Annotated in this window: 24 protein-coding genes; 13 read left to right on the top strand and 11 right to left on the bottom strand. The window is 57.7% G+C overall.

Annotation, left to right across the window (positions count from 1 at the left end):
- Positions 1-29: 29 nt before the first annotated feature.
- The 3 genes from BLV48_RS11130 to BLV48_RS11120 are packed head-to-tail and all read right to left on the bottom strand — an operon-like array spanning position 30 to position 4,309.
- Positions 30-785, bottom strand: coding sequence for a 3'-5' exonuclease (locus BLV48_RS11130; RefSeq protein ID WP_091826859.1), 756 nt, complete (start codon positions 783-785; stop codon positions 30-32).
- Positions 785-2,674, bottom strand: a complete 1,890-nt coding sequence (locus tag BLV48_RS11125) for a DUF294 nucleotidyltransferase-like domain-containing protein (protein ID WP_091826858.1) — start codon at positions 2,672-2,674, stop codon at positions 785-787. The genes BLV48_RS11130 and BLV48_RS11125 overlap by 1 nt, the downstream gene beginning before the upstream one ends.
- A gap of 6 nt (positions 2,675-2,680) precedes the next feature.
- Positions 2,681-4,309: a BCCT family transporter gene (locus tag BLV48_RS11120; RefSeq protein ID WP_091826857.1), complete on the bottom strand. Its 1,629-nt coding sequence runs from the start codon at positions 4,307-4,309 to the stop codon at positions 2,681-2,683.
- A gap of 195 nt (positions 4,310-4,504) precedes the next feature.
- Here BLV48_RS11120 and BLV48_RS11115 point away from each other — a divergent pair, with 195 nt between their 5' ends.
- Together BLV48_RS11115 and BLV48_RS11110 are read left to right on the top strand one after the other, a co-directional pair.
- Positions 4,505-5,779 (top strand): ATP-binding protein, encoded by a 1,275-nt coding sequence (locus BLV48_RS11115; protein ID WP_254775023.1) that lies wholly within the window; start codon positions 4,505-4,507, stop codon positions 5,777-5,779.
- A complete protein-coding gene (locus BLV48_RS11110; RefSeq protein ID WP_091826856.1) occupies positions 5,776-6,312 on the top strand; it encodes a response regulator transcription factor in 537 nt (178 codons plus the stop codon). The genes BLV48_RS11115 and BLV48_RS11110 overlap by 4 nt, the downstream gene beginning before the upstream one ends.
- A gap of 11 nt (positions 6,313-6,323) precedes the next feature.
- Here BLV48_RS11110 and BLV48_RS11105 read toward each other — a convergent pair whose 3' ends face one another.
- The 4 genes from BLV48_RS11105 to BLV48_RS11090 are packed head-to-tail and all read right to left on the bottom strand — an operon-like array spanning position 6,324 to position 9,834.
- The gene (locus tag BLV48_RS11105) at positions 6,324-6,992 is read right to left on the bottom strand and encodes an energy-coupling factor ABC transporter permease (RefSeq protein WP_091826855.1); all 669 of its coding nucleotides are present in this window, start codon (positions 6,990-6,992) and stop codon (positions 6,324-6,326) included.
- A 17-nt stretch (positions 6,993-7,009) separates the two neighbouring features.
- Positions 7,010-7,462 carry a ribosomal protein S18-alanine N-acetyltransferase gene (gene rimI / locus BLV48_RS11100; protein ID WP_175527645.1) on the bottom strand — a complete coding sequence of 151 codons (453 nt, stop codon included), beginning with the start codon at positions 7,460-7,462 and terminating at the stop codon, positions 7,010-7,012.
- Positions 7,455-8,285, bottom strand: a complete 831-nt coding sequence (locus tag BLV48_RS11095) for a uracil-DNA glycosylase family protein (RefSeq protein ID WP_091826853.1) — start codon at positions 8,283-8,285, stop codon at positions 7,455-7,457. Before BLV48_RS11095 ends, rimI begins: the two co-directional genes overlap by 8 nt.
- Before the next feature lie 7 nt (positions 8,286-8,292).
- On the bottom strand, positions 8,293-9,834 hold the full coding sequence (locus BLV48_RS11090) for a 2-isopropylmalate synthase (protein WP_091826852.1): 1,542 nt from the start codon (positions 9,832-9,834) through the stop codon (positions 8,293-8,295).
- Positions 9,835-10,005: 171 nt separating this feature from the next.
- Here BLV48_RS11090 and BLV48_RS11085 point away from each other — a divergent pair, with 171 nt between their 5' ends.
- A complete protein-coding gene (locus BLV48_RS11085; RefSeq protein ID WP_091826851.1) occupies positions 10,006-11,163 on the top strand; it encodes a MalY/PatB family protein in 1,158 nt (385 codons plus the stop codon).
- A gap of 6 nt (positions 11,164-11,169) precedes the next feature.
- Here the strand turns inward: BLV48_RS11085 and epmA are convergent, their stop codons facing one another.
- Both epmA and efp read right to left on the bottom strand, forming a co-directional pair.
- On the bottom strand, positions 11,170-12,138 hold the full coding sequence (gene epmA / locus BLV48_RS11080) for an EF-P lysine aminoacylase EpmA (RefSeq protein WP_091826902.1): 969 nt from the start codon (positions 12,136-12,138) through the stop codon (positions 11,170-11,172).
- Between the two features lie 169 nt (positions 12,139-12,307).
- On the bottom strand, positions 12,308-12,874 hold the full coding sequence (gene efp, locus BLV48_RS11075; protein WP_091826850.1) for an elongation factor P: 567 nt from the start codon (positions 12,872-12,874) through the stop codon (positions 12,308-12,310).
- A gap of 136 nt (positions 12,875-13,010) precedes the next feature.
- On the opposite strand from efp, the gene epmB reads away from it, so the two are divergent.
- Positions 13,011-14,033, top strand: a complete 1,023-nt coding sequence (gene epmB, locus BLV48_RS11070; RefSeq protein ID WP_091826849.1) for an EF-P beta-lysylation protein EpmB — start codon at positions 13,011-13,013, stop codon at positions 14,031-14,033.
- An 88-nt stretch (positions 14,034-14,121) separates the two neighbouring features.
- A complete protein-coding gene (locus tag BLV48_RS11065; protein WP_091826848.1) occupies positions 14,122-14,652 on the top strand; it encodes a hypothetical protein in 531 nt (176 codons plus the stop codon).
- A gap of 17 nt (positions 14,653-14,669) precedes the next feature.
- Here BLV48_RS11065 and BLV48_RS11060 read toward each other — a convergent pair whose 3' ends face one another.
- Complete coding sequence (locus BLV48_RS11060; RefSeq protein WP_091826847.1) at positions 14,670-14,993, bottom strand: DUF1820 family protein; 324 nt, start codon at positions 14,991-14,993, stop codon at positions 14,670-14,672.
- Between the two features lie 175 nt (positions 14,994-15,168).
- Between BLV48_RS11060 and miaB the strand changes: the two genes are divergently transcribed.
- From miaB to lnt, 5 genes are read left to right on the top strand one after another with little or no spacing between them, the layout of a single operon-like run.
- Positions 15,169-16,512: a tRNA (N6-isopentenyl adenosine(37)-C2)-methylthiotransferase MiaB gene (miaB, locus tag BLV48_RS11055; RefSeq protein ID WP_091826846.1), complete on the top strand. Its 1,344-nt coding sequence runs from the start codon at positions 15,169-15,171 to the stop codon at positions 16,510-16,512.
- A 20-nt stretch (positions 16,513-16,532) separates the two neighbouring features.
- Positions 16,533-17,522 (top strand): PhoH family protein, encoded by a 990-nt coding sequence (locus BLV48_RS11050; protein WP_091826845.1) that lies wholly within the window; start codon positions 16,533-16,535, stop codon positions 17,520-17,522.
- Entirely contained in the window at positions 17,519-17,983 is a 465-nt protein-coding gene (ybeY, locus tag BLV48_RS11045) for an rRNA maturation RNase YbeY (protein ID WP_091826844.1), read from the top strand. Before BLV48_RS11050 ends, ybeY begins: the two co-directional genes overlap by 4 nt.
- Positions 17,980-18,816 (top strand): HlyC/CorC family transporter, encoded by an 837-nt coding sequence (locus BLV48_RS11040; protein WP_091826843.1) that lies wholly within the window; start codon positions 17,980-17,982, stop codon positions 18,814-18,816. Before ybeY ends, BLV48_RS11040 begins: the two co-directional genes overlap by 4 nt.
- Positions 18,817-18,833: 17 nt before the next feature.
- Positions 18,834-20,345: an apolipoprotein N-acyltransferase gene (gene lnt, locus BLV48_RS11035; protein ID WP_091826901.1), complete on the top strand. Its 1,512-nt coding sequence runs from the start codon at positions 18,834-18,836 to the stop codon at positions 20,343-20,345.
- On the opposite strand, the gene BLV48_RS11030 is transcribed toward lnt, so the two are convergent.
- Positions 20,280-20,834 (bottom strand): zinc ribbon-containing protein, encoded by a 555-nt coding sequence (locus tag BLV48_RS11030; RefSeq protein WP_091826842.1) that lies wholly within the window; start codon positions 20,832-20,834, stop codon positions 20,280-20,282. The two genes, lnt and BLV48_RS11030, sit on opposite strands and share 66 nt — an antisense overlap.
- A 249-nt stretch (positions 20,835-21,083) precedes the next feature.
- Between BLV48_RS11030 and leuS the strand changes: the two genes are divergently transcribed.
- From leuS to holA, 3 genes are read left to right on the top strand one after another with little or no spacing between them, the layout of a single operon-like run.
- The gene (leuS, locus tag BLV48_RS11025; RefSeq protein ID WP_091826841.1) at positions 21,084-23,672 is read left to right on the top strand and encodes a leucine--tRNA ligase; all 2,589 of its coding nucleotides are present in this window, start codon (positions 21,084-21,086) and stop codon (positions 23,670-23,672) included.
- A 12-nt stretch (positions 23,673-23,684) separates the two neighbouring features.
- A complete protein-coding gene (locus tag BLV48_RS11020) occupies positions 23,685-24,188 on the top strand; it encodes an LPS-assembly lipoprotein LptE (protein ID WP_091826840.1) in 504 nt (167 codons plus the stop codon).
- Positions 24,185-25,222, top strand: a complete 1,038-nt coding sequence (holA, locus tag BLV48_RS11015; RefSeq protein ID WP_091826839.1) for a DNA polymerase III subunit delta — start codon at positions 24,185-24,187, stop codon at positions 25,220-25,222. Before BLV48_RS11020 ends, holA begins: the two co-directional genes overlap by 4 nt.
- Positions 25,223-25,241 lie beyond the last annotated feature (19 nt).

Below are 25,241 nucleotides of genomic sequence, written 5' to 3'. Positions count from 1 at the left end.
ATGTTGATTTATATTGGATCAGTGGTCAGTCAACACCACAGTTCCCCCACTGGGGTATCGACCGAAAACCGGTCCGCAACCTGAGCCTGCAGCAGCTCGGCACAGGCCAGCGCGTCGGTCAGAGCATGATGAGGGCGATAGTGAGGCAGATGATAGCGCTCGCGGCTCTGAGCCAGACGGATTGAAACCGGCCTGCGTCCGCGTAAACGATCCCAGAGGCTAAGAGGCCTGCGACGGTGCAGTCGCGCTTCAAGCTCCATGGTATCAATCACCGGGAACTCGATTCCTTCGCCAATTCGTGCCTGCAGGGCCGCATTGAGAAAGCTGCGTTCGATGCCGCGATGGTGCACGACCCCAACTCTGCCACGCAACTGTTCCAGCAATTGATCCAGGATCTGGGACAGATCAGGTGCTGCCGCTATCTCTGAATGGGTGATGCCATGAACCACCACCGATTCAGTGCTGAGCCGAGCACGGGGCTTGACCACCCAATGACGCGCACCGGCACAGTGAATACGGCTCAGACTCATCGGCATCAGCCCGATACTGACAATGCCGCCCTTCCGGGGGTCCAGCCCAGTGGTTTCGAAATCGATCGCCACCAGCGGCACGTCCTTCAGCGGTGTATCCGGCGTCACGGCACCCGCCTGATAAAAGTCCTTCAGCGCCGGGTAGCGTGCCTGTCGAGCCAGTTCGGCAAACCGGGCCGACCAGTCGCTCACCTGCAGATCTTGGGCATCCCGAGCCGGTTCCTCCTGCAGGGCATTCCGATCCAGATAGAACATCAGTTCGAGCGTCCTGGCTGATAACGATATTTCAGAAACTTCTGCGCGTGGCTCAAGATTTGGAAGGCATCCTTGAGATTCTTGCGCTCGAAGTCGGACAGGTTTTCCGGCTCCACGTTATTGTCCGGTTCCTGTCCCGCTTCAAGGTCCAACGCCTGATGCCGTATCCGTACCATGGAGATCAACTCCAGCGCATCGCGCAAGTCCGGCCCGCGCCCGGGGGGCATCACCGACGCATCGATCACATCACGCAGACGCTCGAAAGAGTTGCTCGCCCGAGACCCGACAGCCAGTGCATGCACGCGAATCAGGTCTGCCACCGGTGCCGTCCCGCGCCGCTTCATGTTAATCGAGTTGGTGTGCCGGCCATCGGTCTCCATCACGAAGTCCTTGAAGAATCCCAGCGGTGGCGTACGCAAAAGTGCATTGCGTGCCATACAGGCCAGGAAGCGAGGATTGCGTTTCGCTTTGCGCCGGATCAGGTCATTCAGCATCTCGGCCCAACGGGTCCTGCCCCACACACCCTCCAGATCGAAGAATATGGCACTGTTGAGCAAAAACTCCGGTGTCGGTTTGTCTATCCACTCAGTGAAGTACTGCTCCCATACCCGTAGTGGCTGACGCCATTTCGGGTTGGTGGCCATGATTTTGCCGCTGCAATAACTGTAGCCACAGGCATCCAGCCCATCACAAACAAACTCCGCCAGCGCCTTGAAGTAGGCTTCATGCTGTTGCGGATCATAGCGGTTATCGAGGATCATGGCATTGTCCTGATCAGTCACGATCAGCTGCTCCTCCCGCGCCATGGAGCCCAGAGCGAGAAAGCAATAGGGCACCGGAGGCGGCCCCAGTTCGGCCTCGCCCAACTCCAGCAGACGCTGTTTGAAGCTGCGACCGATCACCGCCATGGCACCGCCAATCATGCGCGAGTTGGCATCCTCGTTCACCATGCGGGTGAAGCAGGCGCGTACATCCTGCTTCAGTGCCACCAGCTCCTCCACACTCTGTGCCCGGAAGATGCTGCTGACCACAAACAGGCTGTTCTGCGACTCGTAGCGGATGATGTCGGACAGGGCGATCACCCCGATCGGCTGCCGGTGTTTCAGAACCGGAAGGTGGTGCACATTGAAGCGCAGCATCAGCAGCATCGCTTCAAACACGAACTGGGAGTGCTCAACGTACCGAAGCTCGGAGGTCATAATCTCGGTGACCGGCGTATCGTAGTCCAGCCCCGGAGAGACCAAACGATTGCGAATATCCCTGTCGGTGATAATACCCGCCATGCGGCTGTCACGCTCGGGATCATCGTTCGCATCCAGAATCAGCAGAGACGACACACCCTCTTCCGTCATCCGAATGGCCGCCTCGCGCGCCGTGGCCGTAACCGGCAGACACACAGGCTCACGACTCACCAGGGTTTCAACCCTGGAGGTCATCAACTCATTGGCATCTTCACGCCGCGCCACCGCCTGGCGCAGACGGGTGCGGTCTTCCACCTCAACAATATCAGCAAAGCCTTCATTATTGTCGAACAGGTCGTTGAACAGGGGCTCGGCAATCAGATACACCAGCGTGTCTTCCAGCGCCACTACCGGAAATCGCACCCGCCTGTTGCGCAGCAGGCCGAACTCACCGAAGAAACCTCCTTCACTCAAACGGTTGTAAAGATCACCGTTACGTCGGAACACCTCAACGGCACCGCTGCGGATGATGTACCAGTCACTGATCTCTTCACCAAAGTTCAGTATCTGGCTACCCGCCTTGAAATAGGCGACTTCAACCTGCCCCGCAACCTGTCCCAGGGTTTCCTCGGACAGCTCCGTAAAGGGAGTAGTACGGCGCAGGAAGTCGAGTATCTCGATATGTTCAGCCTGCTGCGTCTCAACCATGGGTAATCAGACCCTCGGCTCGGAGGCTAGCCCTTTCACCATCGAGAAGGCTGCAACCAGCAACACAATGGTAAACGGCAGACCGGTCGACACTGCCATTGCCTGCAGCGCGACCAGCCCCCCGCCAAGAATCAACGCAATGGCCACCAGCCCTTCAAACGTACACCAGAACACGCGCTGTGGCGTCGGCGCATCCACCTTGCCACCGGCTGCGATTACATCGATGACCAGCGAGCCAGAGTCGGATGAAGTGATAAAGAACACCACCACCAGAATGATTGCGATGAACGAGGTGATCTGCGCCAGCGGCAATACGTCCAGCATGGTGAACAACTGCAGCGGCAGCTCCGCGTCGGCCACGGCGTCGTAGCCCGCATTCACCACCTGGTCAATAGCGGTGGTACCAAACACGGTCATCCACAACACGCAGGCCAGCGAGGGCACCAACAGTACCGAGATGATGAATTCGCGTACGGTACGCCCCCTGGACACGCGCGCGATAAACATGCCTACAAACGGACACCAAGAGATCCACCAGGCCCAGTAAAACGCGGTCCAGCCAGATGCAAAGTTGCTGTCCTCACGCCCAACGGGGTTAGCCAGCTCCGGCAGATAGGTCAGATACGCCATCAAGTTATCGAAGAAGCCGGTTGCAATGGCCAGCGTCGGCCCAACGAGGATCACGAACGCCAGTAACAAGACCGCCAGCACCATGTTTATTTCAGACAGTCGCTTCACCCCGGCATCCAGACCGGCCAGTACTGAAACCAGCGCTATGGCGGTGATCCCGATCACCAGAACAATCTGTGTCGTGTTGCCCAGCGGAATACCGAACAGATAGTTCAAACCTGATGCAGCCTGAGAGGCACCGAAGCCCAGAGAAGTAGCCAGGCCGAACAGGGTCGCCAGCACGGCCAGAATATCAATGACATGTCCCGGCCAACCCCAGACTCGCTCACCCAGAATCGGATAGAACACCGAACGGATGGTCAGCGGCAGACCCTTGTTGAAGGAGAACAACGCCAGCCCCAGTGCCATGACGGCATAGATTGCCCAAGGGTGAAGCGCCCAGTGGTAGATGGTGGCGGCCATGCCCAAGCGCGCAGCCAATTCGGCATCCCCCCCAGCAGCCCCCAGTGGCGCCCAGTCGGTTCGAACTCCGTTCTCGATACTAATGCCACCAAAGGACGAGCTGAAGTGGGACAGTGGCTCCGAAACGCCGAAGAACATCAAGCCGATACCCATACCAGCAGCAAACAGCATGGAAAACCAGCCGGCGTAGCTGTAATCCGGTGTGGCTTCGGTCCCGCCGAGGCGTACCCGGCCAAGTGGGGTGAAAATCAGCACCAGACAGATAATCACGAAAATGTTGGCTGCACTGATGAAAAACCAGTCCAGATTGGTAGTCAGCCAGCCACGAAGGCTGCTGAACAGCGGTTCCACCTGGCTTTGAAAAACCAGGGTAAGCAGTACGAACGCGATCACGGCAAGACCGGAGATCGCAAAGACGCGGTTGTGGATATCCAGGCCGAAAGGGCCTACGTTGACAACGATGTTATCCTGACCGATCTGGTAGTCGGTATCGATCGGATTCACATCACCATCGGGGATCATGGGGTCTTTATTGGCCGCCATTTGGTTTGTCTCCCTCAGGTCAGATTTGAAACGTTTACCTTTTTAGTATGTTGGATCGGGTTATACTTTCGCAAGTCGCAGCCTGCCGGCCGTCACCGTTTGTGCGACGCTTTGTCGCACAAAGGCTGGACCACATACGTGCCGTTGGCAGGTATACTGCCCCATTAACCTTAGCGTAATTCCTCCGGGGCTGCTGTGCTGAGCGGATTTCATCACCACCTGCTGCAACTGACCTATATCCGTACTCTGGTGCTTTTTGCCCAGAGTGGTGCTCTGCTGTTCGCTCTGTTTGTACTGCATCTGACACTGGATGTATGGCTGCTTGGGTCCACTCTTGCAGCTCTGGCACTGCTGAATGTGATGACGTTTGCACGCCTGCACTCGCGCTGGCCGGTGACTGAACTGGAGTTCTTCAGCCAGCTCTGTGCCGATGTCGTGCTTTATGGCTGCCTGCTGTACCAAAGCGGTGGCGCCACCAATCCGTTCATCTTCATGCTGCTGATTCCGTTGCTTGTCAGCGCCGCCACCCTTGGCGCTCGATACACCCTGTTGATGGCCACCATGCTGGTAGTGCTCTATACCTCACTGCTGCGCCACTACATACCGGTACTGAAGTTGGAACAGGGTCACCAACACCGGATTTTCGATTTGTATGACCTTCACATCACCGGCATGTGGATCAATTTTCTGTTTACCGTCCTGCTGATCAGCTGGTTTATCGTGCGCATGCATCAGACCCTGCAGCGCGGTGAACAGCGTTTGCAGGCCGAACGTGAACAACATATTCGTGATCAGCAGCTGCTTGCGCTGGCCACACTGGCCGCCGGTACTGCGCACGAACTGGGTACCCCGCTGTCCACCATGCAGGTTACCCTGCGTGAAATGGAGCTGGATCATCCTGATGACACGTTACTGCAGGATGATATCGCGCTGCTGCGCCAGCAGGTGGCCACCTGCTCGGCACGACTGCAGCAGATGAGTCGCAGCGTGCAAGAAGAACAGCAACGCAGCCATAGCCGTATCGCCGTTACCGAACTGCTTGAGCGCGTGATTGAAGAATGGACCCTGATGCGCCCCGAAGTCAGCTACCGCATACCCCCGTTTCCTTCTGGCCCGGCACCAAGGGTGAGCGCTTCTATAACACTGCAACAGGCATTGCTTAACCTGCTCAACAATGCGGCCGATGCCCACCCCGAGGATATCGAGATTGCGCTGAGCTGGGACAGTGAGCGTATCCTCCTGCAAGTGCATGACCAGGGTCCCGGGCTACCGCTGGAACAGGCCGATCAACTGGGTAAACCGTTTGTAACGACCAAGGGGCGAGGGCTGGGTATTGGCCTGTTTCTCACCTCTTCCACTCTGGCTCGACACCAGGGTGAAGTGCGCCTTTACAGCCACCCGGACGGGGGCACCCTGACTGAAGTTGAACTGCCGATCATACCCGAGCCATTCAAGGGAGCTGACGTATGACCCGACATTTTCTGATTGTGGACGATGACCCGGCCTTTACCCGTGTACTGGCCCGTGCCATGACCCGGAGAGGCTTCGAGGTTCAGGTCGCACGCGACGTAGCAACAGCCGTTGCGCTGGCCCATCAACAGGCACCAGACCTGGCCACTGTGGATCTGAAAATGGAGGGCCCATCCGGCCTGTGCCTGATTCCTCAGCTCAAACAGCTGAATTCAGAGGTACGCATTCTTGTGCTGACCGGCTATGCCAGCATTGCCACTGCTGTCGAAGCAATCAAGTCGGGGGCACATAACTACCTGCCCAAGCCGGCTGATGCCGATCAGATCCTGCGGGCACTTGAAGGTGAAGCAGAGGCTTCAGAGCTGAACAGCGACATTCCAGACACACCGATGTCGGTCAACCGGCTGGAATGGGAACATATCCAGAAAGTTTTGCATGAGCACGAAGGCAATATCTCAGCCACGGCACGGGCACTGGGGATGCATCGCCGCACTCTGCAGCGCAAGCTTGCCAAGCATCCGGTGCGGCGCTGACGTCGGTAGAGCTATTGCTCATCAATGTAATGGCGGGCGTCGAATGTACGGATCCAGTCAGGATGAAACACCATCATGCCGGTCATGATAATGCCGTTCAGCAGTCCTTCGGGGAACATGATAAGCGGCAGAAAGCGCACATACTCCAGATAGATCTTGGCCCAGGGATACACACCATCGGCCCACAGCAGAAGTGCCATCGCCATGCCGCCAACAGCGGTTGCCACACCGGCACCAAAGAAGGCACACAGAAACAGATAGACAAAGAAGTTGCGCGGCAGTTTTGCTTCAACCAGGCGCAGTACCGCCATACTGGCAAGCGCCGGCAACACAACTGAACAGAGCACATTGACACTCAACGTGTCCCAGCTTTCCCGCCCGATCAGGGTCATGCCCAACAACGCCAACGTGCCGGACAGGATGGCCAGGTCCCAGCCAAACATCAGCGTCAGCGTGGTCATACCGAGAAAGTGAATGCCCAGCCCGGGCGAGATGCCGGCCCGCATGGTCCACATCAGCATCAATACAACGGTTGCGCCAAACAGAAGATGTTGCAGCCGGCGCTGCTGCATCAGCACTGACCAGGGAGCAGTCTTCAGCGCCAGCAACAGCACCAGCAGCGCTGCCAGGCTTGCCGCCCAGAGCCAGCCCCCACTGATCAGTCCCTGTGTCAGACTCATTTCGGCTCACTCCCGCTTCAAGGTTCCCGGCTGAACAACAGCGCGTCTTCAAGCGCATCACCCAGAGGATAGTAGTTTTTACGGCGACCGCAGGGTTGCCAACCACAACGATGATAAAGGGCCTGTGCAGCACGGTTGGATGCACGAACCTCAAGGAAAAAGCGGGTTATCCCTCGCTCAATCAGTGCGTCCTGTACCTTGTGCAGCAGGTCGGTAGCCAAGCCCTTGCCACGTTGTTGCGGATCAACCGCTATACGTAGCAGCTCAGCTTCATCCATTATCTCGCTGAACAAACAATAGGCCACCGGTCGGTCCTTCCAGGACAAAATCCAGCTGCTGGCCCCGGCGCTGGTCAATGCTTTCTGCCACCAGACAGCAGCAAAAGGCTCGCTCTCGAAACAGGTCGCATCAAGCTTGAGCACCGCATCCAGCTGAGCCTTCTCAAGCTGTTGCAGCTGCAGATCAGTCACTTGAACGGACCAGGCGCAGCGGCTGAATATCACGCCAGGCTTCAGCTTTACGCTCGGGCAGCCGCAGCAGCTCACTCAGACTCAAGGTTACCACCACCGGCAGCCCTGAAGGCAGTTTGAAGCTGCGCCCCTGCAGCGTATCCAACGGTGCCGTTTCACCAAGTATCCAATGGGCAGCGGCCTCTCCCATCAGCAGCACCTGAGTGATACGGCGATGTGACTCCAGCGTACGCCGGAGCTTGTGCTGCACGGCGCGGCGCGCCTCCTCGGCGCCCTGATCCAGCGTGCGGCTGGCCAGCATCGGCCAGGGCAGCATCATGGCATCGCTCAGTTCAATATCAGCTTCAGCCCCCAGCGCGGTGGTGATTCCGGTCAGCAGGGCACGATGATGTCGACTGAACCCCTGCGGCTGATGCGGCGGCAGTGAATCGACAATCAGCAGATCCTGCCGCAGCACAAAGGCCAGCTTGAAACGCGGCGCTTCAACCACTGTTGAGGTTGGCGTCGTGCGAACCGGTCGCTCAACCGGTGTCGCTTTCGGCACAGCGGCAGGCCGCTGATCCAGCAGGGTCTCGGTGTCAATTCTGGCACGTGCAGCGACAGGTTTTGGAGCTGGGGTCGAAACAGGGACCGCTTGCTCCTCAACGCTTTCGGCAACATCTTCCAGCCAGGCATCAGCCTGGGCATCATTAGGGTAGCAAAATGATTCCACCCAGGGCGCTATCTCGGCTGCACCGGGCAAATTTCCACGCGGCAGCCAGCTGTCGACACCCAGTGCCTCCAGCCAGCGGTGACGATTCTGTTCTTGTGCCGCCAGCGTCATACCGGCCTCACACCTGCGGATGGGCTTTCTGGATATTGGCATCCAGCAGATTCAGTGCGTGCAGATAGGCCTTGGCCGAGGCAATAATGATATCGGTATCGGCCCCCAGACCGTTGACGATGCGACCAGCCTTTTCCAGCCTCACGGTGACTTCACCCTGAGAGTCGGTGCCGCTGGTGATAGCATTGACCGAGTACAGCTGCAGATTGGCACCAGAGGCCGCCACCTGCTCGATCGCCTTGAAAGCCGCATCCACGGGACCGCTGCCGGAGGCTTCAGCGCTGTGTTCCTGCGTATCCACGGACACCACCAAGTTGGCCACCGGCACTTCACCGGTCTGGGAAGTGACATTCAGACTGCTCAGTTTGTACTTTTCATGACCGGCAGAGGCACGGGCATCGCTGACCAAAGCAACCAGATCATCATCAAAGATTTCGCTCTTCTTGTCCGCCAGCTCCTTGAAGCGGGCAAAAGCCGTATTCAGCTCGGCGTCGGTGGCAAACACAGTGCCCAGCTCTTCCATGCGGGCGCGGAAGGCGGCACGACCGGACAGCTTGCCCAGAACCATGCGGTTGGTATTCCAGCCCACATCTTCTGCCGTCATGATTTCATAGGTTTCACGGTGTTTGAGTACGCCATCCTGATGAATGCCTGATTCATGGGCAAAGGCATTGGCACCGACAATCGCCTTGTTGGGCTGTACCGGAAAACCAGTGATACTGGATACCAGACGCGACGCCGGCACAATCTGAGTGGTGTCGATGCTGGTTTCCAGACCGAATGTATCCTTGCGAGTACGCAGCGCCATGACGATCTCTTCCAGCGCGGCATTACCGGCACGCTCGCCCAGGCCGTTGATGGTACATTCCACCTGACGCGCACCGGCATTGACGGCCGCCAGCGAGTTGGCCACTGCCAGCCCCAAGTCATTGTGGCAGTGAACCGAGAAGATCGCCTTGTCGGAGTTGGGAATACGCTCGATCAGCTGACGAATGGTGTTGCCGTATTCGTGCGGCACCGCGTAGCCCACGGTATCGGGGATATTGATGGTGCGGGCACCGGCTTCGATCACCTGCTCAATGATGCGGCACATGAAGTCCAGCTCTGAGCGACTGGCGTCTTCCAGCGAGAACTCCACATCACCGACCAGATTACGCGCCCGCTTGACTGCACGCACGGCGTTTTCCACCACCTGATCCGGCTCCATCTGCAACTTGTACTGCATGTGGATCGGAGAGGTCGCGATAAAGGTATGAATGCGACCGGAGGCGGCATTTTTCAGCGCTTCACCGGCCCGGTCGATATCCGCGTCCAGCGCACGGGACAGAGAGCAGACGGTGCTCTCCTTGATGGTATCGGCGATCGATTTCACCGACTCGAAATCGCCGGGGCTGGCGATGGCAAAGCCTGCTTCGATCACATCCACGCGCAGCTTTTCCAGCTGTTTGGCGATGCGCAGCTTTTCATCACGGGTCATGGAGGCACCGGGACTCTGCTCACCGTCACGCAAGGTGGTATCAAAAATAATGACGCGATCATTGCTGCTCATGCTGGCTACTCCCTTCTATACAGGCTGACAACCGTCGCCTGCATGTAGATACTGAAGCTCTGATTGTAAGATCGGGCATTAACCCGAGTGAAAAACAGGATCAGGGCTGTGTTATGGCTATTATTGTATCACCAGATTGTCGTTGACCGCAGACCCGATGAAGGAGTACCGATGAGCCCAACCCGTTTCGACCAGCTGATTGACCGCCGCGCCACCTCCAGCGAGAAGTGGGAAAAATATGCCGACACGGAAATTCTGCCGATGTGGGTGGCCGATACTGACTTTATGGCGCCAGAAGCCGTGATTCAGGCGCTGCATCAGCGCATCGATCACGGCGTGTTCGGTTACACCAGTACTCCTGCCGAGCTGAATCGGCTGGTGATCGAGCGGATGCAGCGGCTGTATGACTGGTCTATTGAGGTCAACGATCTGGTCTGGCTGCCCGGATTGGTGTGCGGCCTTAACTTGGCCTGCCGCTCGGTGGGCGAATCAGGCTCTGCCGTACTCACTCCGGCACCGGTCTACCCGCCGTTCATGTCGGCACCCCGTCTGTCCGATCGCAGCCTGATCAAGGTACCGCTGATCCGTGAGGAGGATGGGCGCAGCGTCATCGACCTGGACGCACTCGAAGCTGCCATTACACCGGATGCCAGACTGCTGCTGTTCTGTAACCCGCACAATCCCGGTGGTACCCTGTATCGCCGTGAAGAACTGGAAGCCCTGTCCGAAATCATCATCCGCCACGACCTGATCATCTGCTCTGACGAAATCCACTGCGACCTGATTCTGCAACCGGGCCTGACGCATACCCCGATCGCGTCGCTGAACGACGAGATTGCGGCCCGCACCATCACCCTGATGGCACCGAGCAAGACCTACAACATCGCGGGCCTTGGCTGCTCCTTTGCCGTCATCCAGAACCCGGAACTTCGCCAGCGCTTTCAGCGTGTACGCAAAGGGATCGTGCCTGACGTCAACCTGCTTGGCTATACCGCCGCACTGGCGGCCTACCGCGACGGCGATGAATGGAACCGTGCCCAGCTGGATTACCTGCGCGGCAACAGGGACTATCTGGTTGAAGCGATCAACGCCCTGCCCGGCCTCAGGCTTGATCCAATTGAAGCCACCTACCTGGCCTGGATCGATGTCTCCGCCGCCTGCCTGGATAACCCACCCCACTTTTTCGAGCAGGCCGGCGTTGGCCTGTCACCGGGAAGGGACTTTGGCGATGAGCGTTTTATGCGACTGAATTTCGGCTGCCCAAGGGCACTATTGGAAGAGGCAGTCGACAGAATGAGGCGGGCGTTGTTGAAGGAACTGCCGGCTTGAGCAGGCTTATGCCCGCTCATGCATGAAGGATACCACCTGATCCAACCCTTCGGCCCCCAGCGCCAACATCACCAGCCGGTCGACGCCGAGGGCGACACCGGCACAGTCCGGCAGTCCGGTTTCCAGCGCCTGTACCAGTCGCAGCTCCAGTGGTCGCTGTGGTAGCCCCAGCGCCGCCCGCTGCTGCTGGTCAGCCTGCAGGCGTCGCGCCTGTTCCGCCGCATCGGTCAACTCATGGTAGCCGTTGGCCAGTTCGATGCCGTTGACGAACAGCTCAAAGCGGGCGGCCACCCGGCGCCCCTGCTCATCCTCGCACACCTGCGCCAGCGCCGCCATGGAGGCCGGATAGCTGTGGATAAACACGGCACTCTGCAATCGCGGCTCCAGCACGTGGGACATCAGCAAGTTGAGCCAGGTATCGCGATCATCGTCCTCGAAAGGCGCATCCACGTGCTCACGGCAGATCCGCTGCAACTGCTCCAGACTGGCCGTATGTGGATCCAGCCCCAGCTCGGACTCGAACAGCCGGGCATAGCTTAGATAGCTCACTTCAAGATCGGGTATCACCGAGCGCAGCAGAGCGTCCACTTCCGCCATCAACTGGCGATCATCGAACCCCAGACGATACCATTCCAGCATGGTGAACTCGGGGTTGTGGCGCCGCCCAGACTCGCCGTTACGAAACACTTTGGCCATCGAATAGATATCACCACTGCCCGCGGCGAGCAGCCGCTTCATGGCGTATTCAGGCGAAGTTTGCAAATAAAGCCGTTCATCCTCGATTCCCGGCTGAAAGCCGAAACTGACCTCAAGGCTGTCGATAAAAGGGTCACTGACCGCGCAATGAGACAGTACCGGAGTTTCAACTTCCAGTACGTTACGCTCGGCAAAGAAATGACGAATCCGTTCCAGCACTTTGGCTCGGGCACGCAGATTGTGAATCGGGGCGCTGGGACGCCAGAATGACTCTTGCATCGGAATTTTGCTCAAAAACAAGAACGGCAGCCGAAGCTGCCATTTCATAAGCGAGCGGATGCCGGTGAAGGTTTACGGACACGCCATGAATACATCCCTGTAGGCTTGACTGCGGCCATCCTTGGCCGCAGACAGTCCGTAAACCTCCTCCGGCTCCACTTCAGCAGAATCAGTTGGCGCGGCTGACGTACTCGCCGGTACGGGTATCGATGCGCAGCACTTCACCACGTTCGATAAACAGCGGCACACGCACCACAGCGCCAGTGCTCAGGGTAGCAGGCTTGGAGCCACCCTGGGCGGTGTCGCCTTTCAGGCCCGGATCAGTCTCAACCACTTCCAGTTCAACAAAGTTCGGTGGTGTTACGCTGATCGGGTTGTTGTTCCACAGCGTGATGATGCTCTTGTCCTGTTCCTTCAGCCACTTGGCCGCATCGCCAACCGCATTCTGATCAGCCGCGAACTGCTCAAAAGAGCTTGGATCCATGAAATGCCACATTTCGCCATCGTTGTAGAGGTACTCCATATCCAGATCCATCACATCAGCACTTTCAACCGATTCGTTGGACTTGAAGGTACGCTCCCAGATACGGCCGGTCAGCAGGTTACGCAGACGCACGCGAGTAAACGCCTGCCCCTTGCCCGGCTTTACGAATTCGACATCGACCATGCTGCAGGGGTCGCCGTCGATCATCACTTTCATGCCGTTTTTGAACTGGTTGCTGGAGTAATTAGCCATAAATTGAAGGTTCCGCGTCTTGGATTCCAGAGCAGGCTACATTCTTCTGAAGGGCAGCCCGATAAATTGACAGCCATTCTACTGCAAAGGAGAATGCAGGCCAATTTATCCTGCTCACCCTGCACCGGCACTTTTGATGAATCTGCTCTACCCCACTGCCTCTGACTGGCAGACCGAACTGCGCCAGTGTATTGAAGACCCGGCTGAACTGCTGGAGTTGCTGGAACTGCCCGCAACCCTGCTTGAGGGTGCTCTGTCTGCCAACCGCGAGTTTGCACTGCGCGTGCCTCGTCCGTGGCTAAGCCGCATCCGCAAGGGCGACCCGAACGATCCGTTATTGCGTCAGATTTTGCCGCTGGCGGATGAGCTGTTACAGGTGCCCGGCTTCAACACCGATCCGCTGGCCGAGGCCGATGCCAACCACACCAGCGGTCTGATCCATAAATATACCGACCGTGTACTGCTGATCCTGTCCGGTGCCTGTGCCATTAATTGTCGTTACTGCTTCCGACGCCACTTCCCTTACGCCGACAACCAGCTGGGGCCGCGCCAGTGGCAGGCAGTGCTGGACTACCTGCATCAACACACCCAGGTCAGTGAAGTGATTTTTTCCGGTGGCGACCCGCTTGCCACACCGGACAATCGACTGCAGCGGATGCTAAGCGATTTGGGTGAGGTGCCCCATCTTCAGCGTGTACGCATCCACTCTCGCCTTCCGGTGGTCATCCCGCAGCGAGTGACAGACACCTTGATCAGCGCATTGACCTCCTCACGTCTGCAGCCGGTACTGGTACTACACGTCAATCATCCTCAGGAGATTGACGCAGATGTGATCAAGGCATGCGTGCGCCTGAAGCAGGCCGGCATCACGTTGCTTAATCAGGCGGTACTGCTGCGTGATATCAATGACAACAAATCTGTACAAAAAATACTCAGCGAGACATTGTTCTCCTGCGGGGTCCTGCCCTATTATCTGTTCGTACTGGACGCGGTCGCGGGTGCTGCACATTTTGACGTTGATGACCGACAGGCCCAGCGACTGGTAGGGGAATTGCAGTCGGAGCTGCCTGGTTACCTCGTGCCTCGGCTGGCGCGCGAGATTCCCGGGCGTCCATCCAAGACACTGCTGTTGCCATTACAGCCAGGGCAGGTTGACTGAACGCGTTGCTCAGCCGATGTTCAGATGTAAAGCTGCACTTTTGCCCACAGAATTAAAAATGAGGATCATCAACTCCATGGAGACCTGCATGACCATACCTTCAGCCCGTCAGGTGATTCGACTGGGCAGCCTGGCACTGACGGCAGCACTGCTCAGTGCCTGCGCCCAAAAGAAGCCTGAACCGGTTGCACAGCCCAAACCAGCCCCTGTGCTCAAGCCGGTATTGATGATCAGCGACCACCGTGCCGGTGGCAGCAGTGATGCACATATCAGCTTTATCAACGGTACGGACAAGACACTGCAGTACGTGATGTTCAAAACCACCGCCTTTACCCACAGCGGTCAACGTGTGAACTCGAAAAAAAGTGGTCGTCCCGACACATGGCTTCGTGTTGCCGGCCCCTTTGCTCCGGGCGAGCACAGTGGTGACAAAGTCTGGAAACAGGTCTGGCAGCACCGTGACCTGGGCTGTTTTCGGATTGAAGGTGCCGAGCTGATCTATGCCGAAGACCAGAGCGTGGAATACCATGCCACTGACCGTTTTGCCCTGCTCAACGGCAGCGAGCTGCGCAACAGCAACTGCGGCAACAACCTCACGGCCGAACGCACTGTACGCTAGGCACACTGACGCGACGATTATTTGTCACGTTTGGGAGGAGCCAAAGGGAAAGCCGCCACATTCCCTTTGGCCTCACTGATGCGCGCCACCCCTTCGTTGCGTACTTCGTCGATGCGAATGATCGCCTGCATCGGCACATAGCAGGTATTTACGTCAGCAAACTCCTGCTTCAGTTTTTCTTCACCGGGATCGACCAGCAACTCTGAACGATTGCCGAAAACAAACTCTTCCAACTGAATGAACCCCCACATGTCGCTTTGATAGACATGTCGGACATAAACCTCGTACACCTTGTCCTGATTGACGAAACTGACACGATAAAGACGTTCTTCACTGGCCATGGCCCGACTCACTCCGACATAAACTCTGTTGCTGCGGCGATTATGGGGGCAGCCCAAAGAAAAACAAGGCTGAGCATTTTTTGATCAGTTTGTAGCCGACAACGCCCCCCTTGGGTATAATTCGCGGTCCTCTTTCGAGGCCCTTTTTATTTTCACGACGCAACACAGGTGATTCATGGCCAAAAAGCTGTTTATCAAGACACATGGCTGTCAGATGAACGAATACGACTCCTCCCGCATGGCAGACTTGCTGGGCGAGAGCCACGCGCTGGAGTTGACGGACAATCCGGACGAAGCGGATGTCCTGCTGCTGAACACCTGCTCAATCCGTGAGAAGGCGCAGGACAAGGTGTTCCACCAGCTGGGGCGCTGGCGCAAACTGAAGCAGAACAAGCCTGACCTGATGATCGGTGTCGGTGGCTGTGTTGCATCTCAGGAAGGGTCCGCAATTCTGGAACGCGCGCCCTATGTCGACATGATTTTCGGACCGCAGACCCTGCACCGCCTGCCGGAAATGATTACCGAAAGCCGCAAGGGCAGTGTTGGTATCGTGGATGTCAGCTTCCCCGAGATCGAGAAATTTGACCACCTGCCGGCTCCCAAGGTGGAAGGCGCCGAAGCGTTTGTGTCCGTAATGGAAGGCTGCAGCAAGTACTGCACTTTCTGTGTGGTGCCTTACACCCGCGGCGAAGAGGTCAGTCGTCCGCTGGATGATGTCCTGGCTGAATGTGTCGAACTGGCGGAACAGGGCGTACGCGAAGTCAACCTGCTGGGGCAGAACGTGAACGCCTATCGCGGCGCTACCCATGACGGCGACAGCGCCGACCTGGCTGAGCTGATCCGCTGCGTGGCGGCCATCGACGGCATCGACCGCATCCGCTTCACCACCTCGCACCCGGTAGAGTTCAGCGACAGCCTGATCGATGTCTATGCGGAAGTACCCGAGCTGGTCAGTCATCTGCACTTGCCGGTACAGAGTGGCTCCGACCGTATTCTGATGGCTATGAAACGCGGTCACACGGTACTGGAGTACAAGTCCAAACTGCGCCGCATCAAGAAATTGCGTCCGGACATCAGTTTCTCCTCCGACTTCATCATCGGCTTCCCCAACGAGACCGAGGCCGATTTTGAAGCCACCATGAACTTGATCGCCGAGATCGGCTTTGACGCCTCGTTCAGCTTTATCTACAGCCGACGCCCGGGCACTCCGGCCGCCGATCTGCCGGACAACGTGGACGAAGAAACCAAGAAGCAGCGTCTGAAGATCCTGCAGGACCGCATCACTGCGCAGGCGTTTCAGATCAGCCGACACATGGTGGGCACTACGCAACGCATTCTGGTCAACGGCTATTCCAAAAAAGACCCAGGGCAGTTGTCTGGCCGCACCGAGAACAACCGAGTGGTCAACTTCCGCTGTGACAACCCTGACCTGATCGGCCACTTTGCCGATGTACGTATCGCTCAGGCCTACGCCAACTCCCTGCTGGGTGAGCTGGTCAGCTCCGAGCTTGATCACTGATTTTTCCCGAGGAGCATTTTTTGACCCCGACCCAATCCGTCACCCTGCTGCTGGAACCCAATAACCCGGCAGCCCTGCTCACTCTGTGCGGCCAGTTTGATGCTCACCTCAAACTGCTTGAGGAACGCACCGGCGTCGAGATCCGCAACCGTGGCAACCGTTTTCAGCTGGTCGGTCAGCCGACACAGGTCAAGGCCCTTACCGCACTGCTGGAGCAGATTTATCAGCAGATTCTGGGTGGCGCCGATCTGTCTCCCGAACAGATCCACCTGCAACTGCAGGGCAGTGGTCTGGATCAGCCCAAGCGCGACAAGGCCGAAACTGAAGCGGAAAAACGCTACGCCATTCGTACCCGCAAGGTATTGATCCGTCCACGCGGCGGCAACCAGCAGGACTATGTGCAGCGCATCCGCACCCACGATATAAACTTCGGCATCGGCCCGGCCGGCACCGGCAAGACTTACCTGGCCGTGGCCTGTGCCGTGGAAGCACTGGAGCGTGAAGAAGTCAGTCGCATCCTGCTGGTGCGCCCGGCGGTCGAAGCCGGTGAAAAACTGGGTTTCCTGCCCGGCGACCTGAGCCAGAAAGTTGACCCCTATCTTCGACCGCTCTATGACGCGCTGTATGAGATGATGGGGTTCGAAAAGGTTGCCAAGCTGATCGAGCGCAACGTGATCGAGGTTGCACCGCTGGCTTACATGCGTGGTCGCACACTGAACGGCTCGTTCGTGATTCTGGACGAGGCCCAGAACACCACCCGGGAACAGATGAAAATGTTCCTGACCCGTATCGGCTTCGGTTCCACTGCGGTGATCACCGGCGACAAGACCCAGATCGACCTGCCCAAGGGCACCCGCTCGGGTCTGCTGCATGCGATGGAGGTACTGGATGGCGTAAAAGAGATCGGCTTTACCCATTTCGGTTCGAAGGATGTGGTACGCCATCCGCTGGTACAGCATATTGTTGAAGCCTATGAACGGTATGAGAGCGCACAGGAGCAGGACAATTGAGCACACAGATTGATCTGCAGATTGCATGTGATGCACCCGACCTACCCTCCGAAGCCGACTTTGCACGCTGGGTGGAGACGGTTCTGAAGCAGCAGAAATCCGAAGGCGAAGTGTGCATCCGCGTGGTAAGCCCAGAGGAAAGTCGAGAGCTGAACCGCGACTACCGCGGCAAGGATGCACCGACCAATGTCCTCTCATTTCCGTTTGAAGTTCCAGCCGGAATTCCGGTCACGCTACTGGGTGATCTGGTGATCTGCGCCGAAGTGGTGGCCCAGGAGGCGGAAGAGCAACACAAGGCCCTGCAGGACCATTGGGCACACATGGTTGTGCACGGAGCCTTGCATCTGCTCGGATTCGATCATATAAATGACGACGAAGCCGAGGAGATGGAGGCGCTGGAACGCGCCCTGCTGGCCCGGCTGGATATAGCCGACCCCTATGCATTCAGAGGACCCGTATGAGCGAAGACCGATCGAGCGGCACGTCAAAAAGCTGGCTGGAAAAACTGGCCCAGGCCTTTTCTGACGAGCCCCGCAGCCGAGAGGATGTCCGCGAAATTCTGCAGCAGGCCTGCGAATCCGGGATTCTGGACAACGATGCTCATGGCATCATCGAAGGCGCCATTCAGGTCACCGAAATGCAGGTGCGGGATGTGATGATTCCGCGCTCACAAATGACCATGGTGCAGGTCAACCAGACACCACGCGAGTTTTTGCCGGTGATCATCTCCAGCGCCCACTCCCGCTTTCCTGTCTGCGGCGAGAATCCCGACGAGGTGCTTGGCATTTTGCTGGCCAAAGACCTGCTGCCTTACATGCTTGAAGGGACGCTTGATCAGTTCGACATCCGCCAGTGCCTGCGCAAGGCCACATTCATCCCTGAAAGCAAGCGCCTCAATGTATTGCTCAATGAGTTCCGCGGCACCCGCAATCATATGGCGATCGTGGTGGACGAATATGGCGGCATCGCCGGGCTGATCACCATCGAGGATGTGCTGGAGCAGATTGTTGGCGAGATCGAAGACGAGCATGACGCCGAGGAAGATGACGGCAACATCAAACCGTTCGACGATAATGGCTACCTGGTCAAGGCACTGACGCCTATCGAGGATTTCAACGCCTATTTTGACGTCGGCTTCTCCGATGACGAATTTGACACCATTGGCGGTATCATCACTCAACACTTCGGACACCTGCCGGCCAAGGATGAAAACATTGTCATCGAAGGTTTCAACTTCAAAGTGCTGTCGGCCGACAACCGACGCCTGCGCCTGTTGCAGGTTACCCGCACCTGAGCGTGAGCACTGACCGCATGGCTCGATCACTGACGACAGCCTTTACTGCACTGCTTGCAGGTGCCAGCATCACGCTGGCACTGGCGCCCTTTGACCTCAAACTGCTGGTCTTATTGGGTCCCGCCCTGCTTTACCTGATCCAGCGCCACCAGACACCCCGGCAATCCCTGTTCAGCGGCTACTGTTTTGGCCTGGGATTCTGGGGTGCCGGAGTCTCCTGGGTCTATGTCAGCATTAACACCTACGGCAACGCTTCAGCCATACTGGCCACTGCGCTGACAGTGCTGTTCGTGATGGCACTGGCCCTGCTGTGTGCACTGCAGGGTTGGCTGTTTGCCCATTTGGCCCGAAACGCCGGACAGCGCTGGCTGATATTCACGGTTGTCTGGGTGGGATTCGAGTGGCTGCGCAGCTGGCTGCTGACCGGCTTCCCGTGGCTGTATCTGGGCTATGCCGTGCTGGACACCCCACTGGAGCGATGGGCCCCCCTGTTTGGTATCTGGTGGCTGTCATTGATTCTGGTACTGCTGGCCACCGCCAGTGCCCGAGCTCTGGCAGATCGAAAATGGCTGCCACTGTTGCCGGGCCTACTGCTGGCGGTCGGTTCCCTGCTGCTGCCTCAAAACTGGACCCAGCCAGCCGACTCTCCCGCACTGAAAGTCGTGCTGGTGCAACCCAACATACCGCAGTTGCAGAAATGGCAGCCGGACCAGCTGAGACGGATTCTGCAGCAACAGATCCAGCTCAGTCGCCAGCACCCTGATGCAGACCTGCTGATCTGGCCCGAGACTGCCATTCCTTCCACCTTCAATCGCGCAGCCCCCATACTGGGCCCGTTTCTGGATCAGCTTGATCGCAACGGCGTCACCCTGATCAGCGGCTTTCCCTATGCCGAAGCCGACCCGGACAGCCCTTTCGGCCAGCGCTTTCACAACAGTCTGGGTATTTTCAGTAACGGCAGCGACCTGTATCACAAGCAGCGGCTGGTCCCCTTTGGCGAATATGTACCGCTGGAGAAGCAGCTGCGTGGTGTGATCGATTTTTTCAACCTGCCCATGTCCAGCTTCAGCCTGCCTGAAGACAATACCGATGCTCTGCAGCTGGATAACCTGCGCATTGCGCCGGCGATCTGCTACGAGATCGCCTACCCGCAACTGGTCAACCGCCTGACCCGTGACAGCAGTCTGATGCTGACCGTATCCAACGACACCTGGTTTGGGCGTTCCATCGCGCCGGAACAGCACCTGCAGATCGCCCGCATGCGGGCACTGGAAAACGGTCGCTGGCTGCTGCGCGGCACCAACAACGGCTATACAGCACTGATTGACCCCAGAGGCAAGGTCAGTGGACAAGCTCCGCTTGACAGCTCGACCACTCTCACCGGCGAGGTGCAACCGATGCAGGGCAATACGCCCTGGCAGCATCTTGGCCTCTGGCCTTTGCTGGCAGGGCTTGCAGGCCTGCTACTGCTGGGTTACTGGCGCCCAGGGCAACGACACCCGCTCAAACACCACCGCACCACAGTGTGAACAGGCGGCAATTTTGTCGGTTGCCTTGAGCTGCTGAGACTCACCGCACTGCAGGCAGCGCAAAGTGCCCGGCGCACTGACTTCGCCTGCCAGATACTGATCTTCATCATGAGCCAGCTGTTCACGCAGCAGCTCATGCTGAACGCGAGTCTTGTCGGCCAGATCCAGCAGCGCCTGGCGCACCTTCTCTTCCAGCACCCCCAGATCGAAGTTCAGCCAAGCCGCAAGGCCATCACCGGTTTCATGCGCATAGTAACCAAGCTGCTTCAGATCACGCCGCAAATAGGCTTTCATCAGCTCGACTTCATCCCGGGTCATCTCTTCAGCAGCCAGCTCCAGCTCTGCCGCTTCTTCGATCTGATCCTGCAGATAGTCCCAACTTACCTCACCGGCCTCATCAAGCCGCTGGCGCAAACGTTCCAGCACCCGATCATAGGCACGCGGTGCCTGATCCGAATGCTTTGGGGTTTTCTGTTCATGCTCGCTCATGGGCAACTCCTGTGTCAGCGGGCGGGGCCCGATTCTCGCGCCCCTTTTGCGTTCAGTATATCCCCGATTGTGGAAAAGCTCAGCGCTGCAGGTCAATCTCTGTGCTACAGCTCGCTGCCGACTTCTCCCCTGTTGACGACGAGGGGAATATTGTATGCTATGCCCCATTCAGCCTTTTGCGGCGCAGGCCCGGTGACGACCGGCCACACAGCGCAAATTCCCGTTATCAGTGAGTTGCAGCCAAGCATAATGAACGAACAATATACCCCCCAGGATATCGAGCCCAAGGTACAGCAGCATTGGGAACAACAGGACAGCTTCAAGGCGGACGAAAGTGCGCCGGGAGAGCCCTTCTACTGCCTTTCCATGTTCCCCTACCCCAGCGGCCGCCTGCACATGGGGCACGTTCGCAATTACACAATCGGTGATGTAGTTTCCCGCTACCAGCGCATGCAGGGACGCAACGTACTGCAGCCAATGGGCTGGGATGCGTTTGGTCTGCCGGCTGAAAATGCGGCAATGAAAAACAACGTACCACCGGCCAAGTGGACCTACGAAAACATCGACTACATGCGCCATCAGCTCAAGCAAATGGGCTTTGGCTATGACTGGTCACGCGAGCTGGCCACCTGCCATCCTGAATATTACCGTTGGGAGCAATGGTTCTTTACCCGACTGATGAAAAAGGGGCTGGTCTACAAGAAGGAAGCAGAGGTCAACTGGGATCCGGTTGATCAGACAGTTCTGGCCAATGAACAGGTAATCGATGGTCGTGGCTGGCGCTCCGGCGCGCTTGTCGAGCGGAAAAAGATCCCACAGTGGTTTCTGAAAATCACCGACTATGCTGACCAGTTGCTGGACGACCTGGACAAGCTCGATGGCTGGCCGGAACAGGTCAAGACCATGCAACGTAACTGGATCGGCCGCTCGGAAGGGGTCGAACTCAGCTTCCAGGTGGACGGCTACGGCGAACTTGAAGTGTTCACCACCCGCCCAGACACCCTGATGGGCGTAACCTACGTAGCGGTTGCGGCCCAGCATCCATTGGCGTTGCAGGCCGCTGAAAACAATGCCGAGCTGGCTGCATTCGTCGAAGAGTGTCGCCACACCAAGGTTGCCGAAGCCGACATGGCAACCATGGAAAAGAAAGGCATGGCACTGGGAATTGAAGCAGTACACCCGCTGACCGGTGAAAAGCTTCCGGTCTGGATAGCCAACTTCGTACTGATGGATTATGGTTCTGGTGCGGTGATGTCAGTACCAGGCCACGACCAGCGCGACTGGGAGTTTGCCCGTAAGTACGGCTTGCCAATCAAGCAGGTCGTCGCACCGCTGAATGGCGATGTGATCGTAGACCTCGAAAAAGAAGCCTTTACCGACAAGGGCGTACTGGTTAACTCCGGCGATTTTGACGACTTGGAATTTGATGTTGCCTTCAAGGCCATCGCCCGAGAGCTGGAACGCAAGAACAGGGGCCGCACCACCATCAACTACCGCCTGCGTGACTGGGGTGTTTCACGCCAGCGTTACTGGGGCGCACCGATTCCCGTGATCAACTGCAACCGCTGCGGCGCCGTAGCGGTTCCGGAAGACCAGCTGCCGGTGCGTTTGCCGGAAGAGGTCGAATTCGATGGCACAGGCTCACCGATCAAGAAGATGCGCGACTTCATCGACACGACCTGCCCCAAGTGCGGCGGTCCTGCTGAACGTGAAACCGACACCTTCGATACCTTCATGGAGTCCAGCTGGTACTACGCCCGTTACGCCAGCATGAATCCTGATGCCATGCTTGACCCCAAGCAGGCCAATCATTGGCTGCCGGTGGATCAGTACATCGGCGGTATCGAACATGCCATTCTGCATCTGCTCTACTCGCGCTTCTTCCACAAACTGATGCGTGACGAAGATCTGGTCAACTCAGACGAACCATTCAAACGCCTGCTGTGTCAGGGCATGGTACTGGCCGACAGCTTCTACTATGAAAACGAAAAAGGCGGTCAGGTGTGGGTCTCCCCGGCTGACGTTACCACCGAGAAAGACGAAAAGGGCCGCGTGATTCGTGCCACCGACGCCGCAGGTCGGGAGCTTAACCACGACGGCATGTCGAAGATGTCCAAGTCCAAGAACAACGGCATCGATCCGCAGATCATGATCGACCGCTACGGTGCCGATACCGTGCGTCTGTTCATGATGTTTGCCGCGCCGCCGGAGCAATCGCTGGAATGGCTCGACTCGGGAGTAGAAGGGGCACACCGCTTTCTGCGTCGCCTTTGGAAGCAGGTGCATGACCATCTGCAGCAGGGTATCGCATGCCCGGCACTGGACATTGAAGCACTTGACGAAACGCAGCGCGACCTGCGTCGCAAGGTGCATGAAACCATCGCCAAGGTGAGCGATGACATGGAACGACGCCAAACCTTCAACACGGCGATCGCAGCCGTTATGGAGTTGTCCAACGCCATCGGTCGTTTTGTGGATGTCAGCGAGCAGGGCCGCGCCGTGACCCGAGAGGCACTGGAAGCCGCCATCCGCCTGCTGTCCCCCATTGTGCCTCATATTACGCACCAGCTCTGGCTTGAACTGGGCCACACGGATGACTTGCTGCACACTCCTTGGCCCCAGGTGGATGCATCGGCGCTGACCCGCGCCAGCGTTGAACTGGTTGTGCAGGTCAACGGCAAGGTTCGCGCCAAGATTACCGTATCCGCCGATGCGGACGAAGACGTGATCCTGCACACCGCCCTGGCCAGCGAAAACGTACAGAAGCACCTTGAAGGCAAAACGATTCGCAAAAAAATCGTTGTGCCCGGCAAGCTGCTCAATATTGTTGTGGGCTGAACGGAGACTGCCATGACCAAGCGCCTGACCCTGCCCCTGTTTGCTGTACTGATGAGCCTGACACTGAGTGCCTGCGGCTTCAAGTTGCGCGGCCTTTATGATGTACCGGAGGTACTGCGTCAGGTGCATCTGGTAACCGAGTCCACACCCAGTCAGATTGAGCCGGAACTGCGCTCGGCACTGGAGGTGAACCGGATTAGCCTTACGGAGTCGGGCCGCTATCAACTGGAAATACTGTCGGAGCGGCATACTCGCCGTATCGCCACATTGACCGGTAACGCCGATGCGGCTGAATATGAACTGCGCTCGGAAATCCGCTTCCGGGTACTGGACCGTCAACATGACAATGCAGTCGTAATGCCCGAGCGCAGAATCATGAACGAACGTGTCTATCGTAACGAGCGCGACAACATTACTGCCAGCGGCTCACAGGAAATACTGATCAGACAGCAGATGCTGCAGGATCTTGCCCAGCAAGTGGTACGTCAGTATCTGCGCGTCAACACTACGCAATGAAAACCCGTGCAGAACAGCTGAACGCTCAGCTGCAGCGTCTCACTTCCCCCTTTCCTGTATTTATGATCACCGGGGACGAGCCGCTGCAGCATGCTGAAAGCTGCGATGCCATTCGCGCTTGGCTACGTAAGGCAGGCTTTACCGAACGTGACGTGATGCATGTGGATGCAGGGTTTTCCTGGGAGCGCCTGCTGGAAAGCGCCAACGCCCTGTCCCTGTTTGCCGACCGCAAGATCATCGAACTGCGCCTGGGTAGCCAGAAACTGGACAAACAGGCCAGTGCACTGCTGCAACGCTATCTTGATAATCCCGCCCCCGACAATGTGCTGTTGATTCAGGCCGACCGACTCGATGCCGGTGCAAAAAAAAGTGCCTGGTTCAAGCAGGTCGAAAAATGTGGGATGGTAGTAGAGATCTGGCCAGTTGAGCCTGAACAGCTGCCGCAGTGGATGTCACAGCGAGCTGCCGCTCAAGGACTCCAGCTCAGTGGCGATGCACTGCAACTGCTGTGTGCACGGATAGAGGGCAATCTGCTGGCAGCCAAACAGGAACTGGATAAGCTCAACCTGCTTTACCCCAGCCAAACCATCGATGCCGAGCAAGTGGTTGAAGCCGTCGCTGACAGCTCCCGTTACGACATTTTTGCGCTCAGTGATGCCGTACTGATGCGCGACCCCGCACGCTGCCAGAAAATCCTGCAGGTCCTGCGTCAGGAAGGCATCGAGGCCACTCTGGTACTTTGGGCCCTGACCCGAGAGATCCGTAGCCTACTCAACCTGCAGCGCGGACTGGCCTCAGGCGTACCCTATGACACCCTGTGCCAGCGAGAGAAAATCTGGGGCAAGCGCAAGCCCCTGATGCGCAAGGCCTGTCAACAGACGCCGGCAGCAAGGCTGGAAGGCCTGCTGGTACTGAGCCATGATATTGATTTGGCGATCAAGGGTCAGCTCAACAGTTGCCCCTGGCTGCTGCTGTCCAGCCTCACACTCGAGCTGTCCGGCTGCCAGCTGGGCCTGCCACACCCGATACACTGAACTGACAGACTCCGGCACG

The organism is Marinobacterium iners DSM 11526, from assembly GCF_900107855.1.
Classification (GTDB): domain Bacteria; phylum Pseudomonadota; class Gammaproteobacteria; order Pseudomonadales; family Balneatricaceae; genus Marinobacterium; species Marinobacterium iners.
This window is presented reverse-complemented; position numbering and strand designations above follow the sequence as displayed.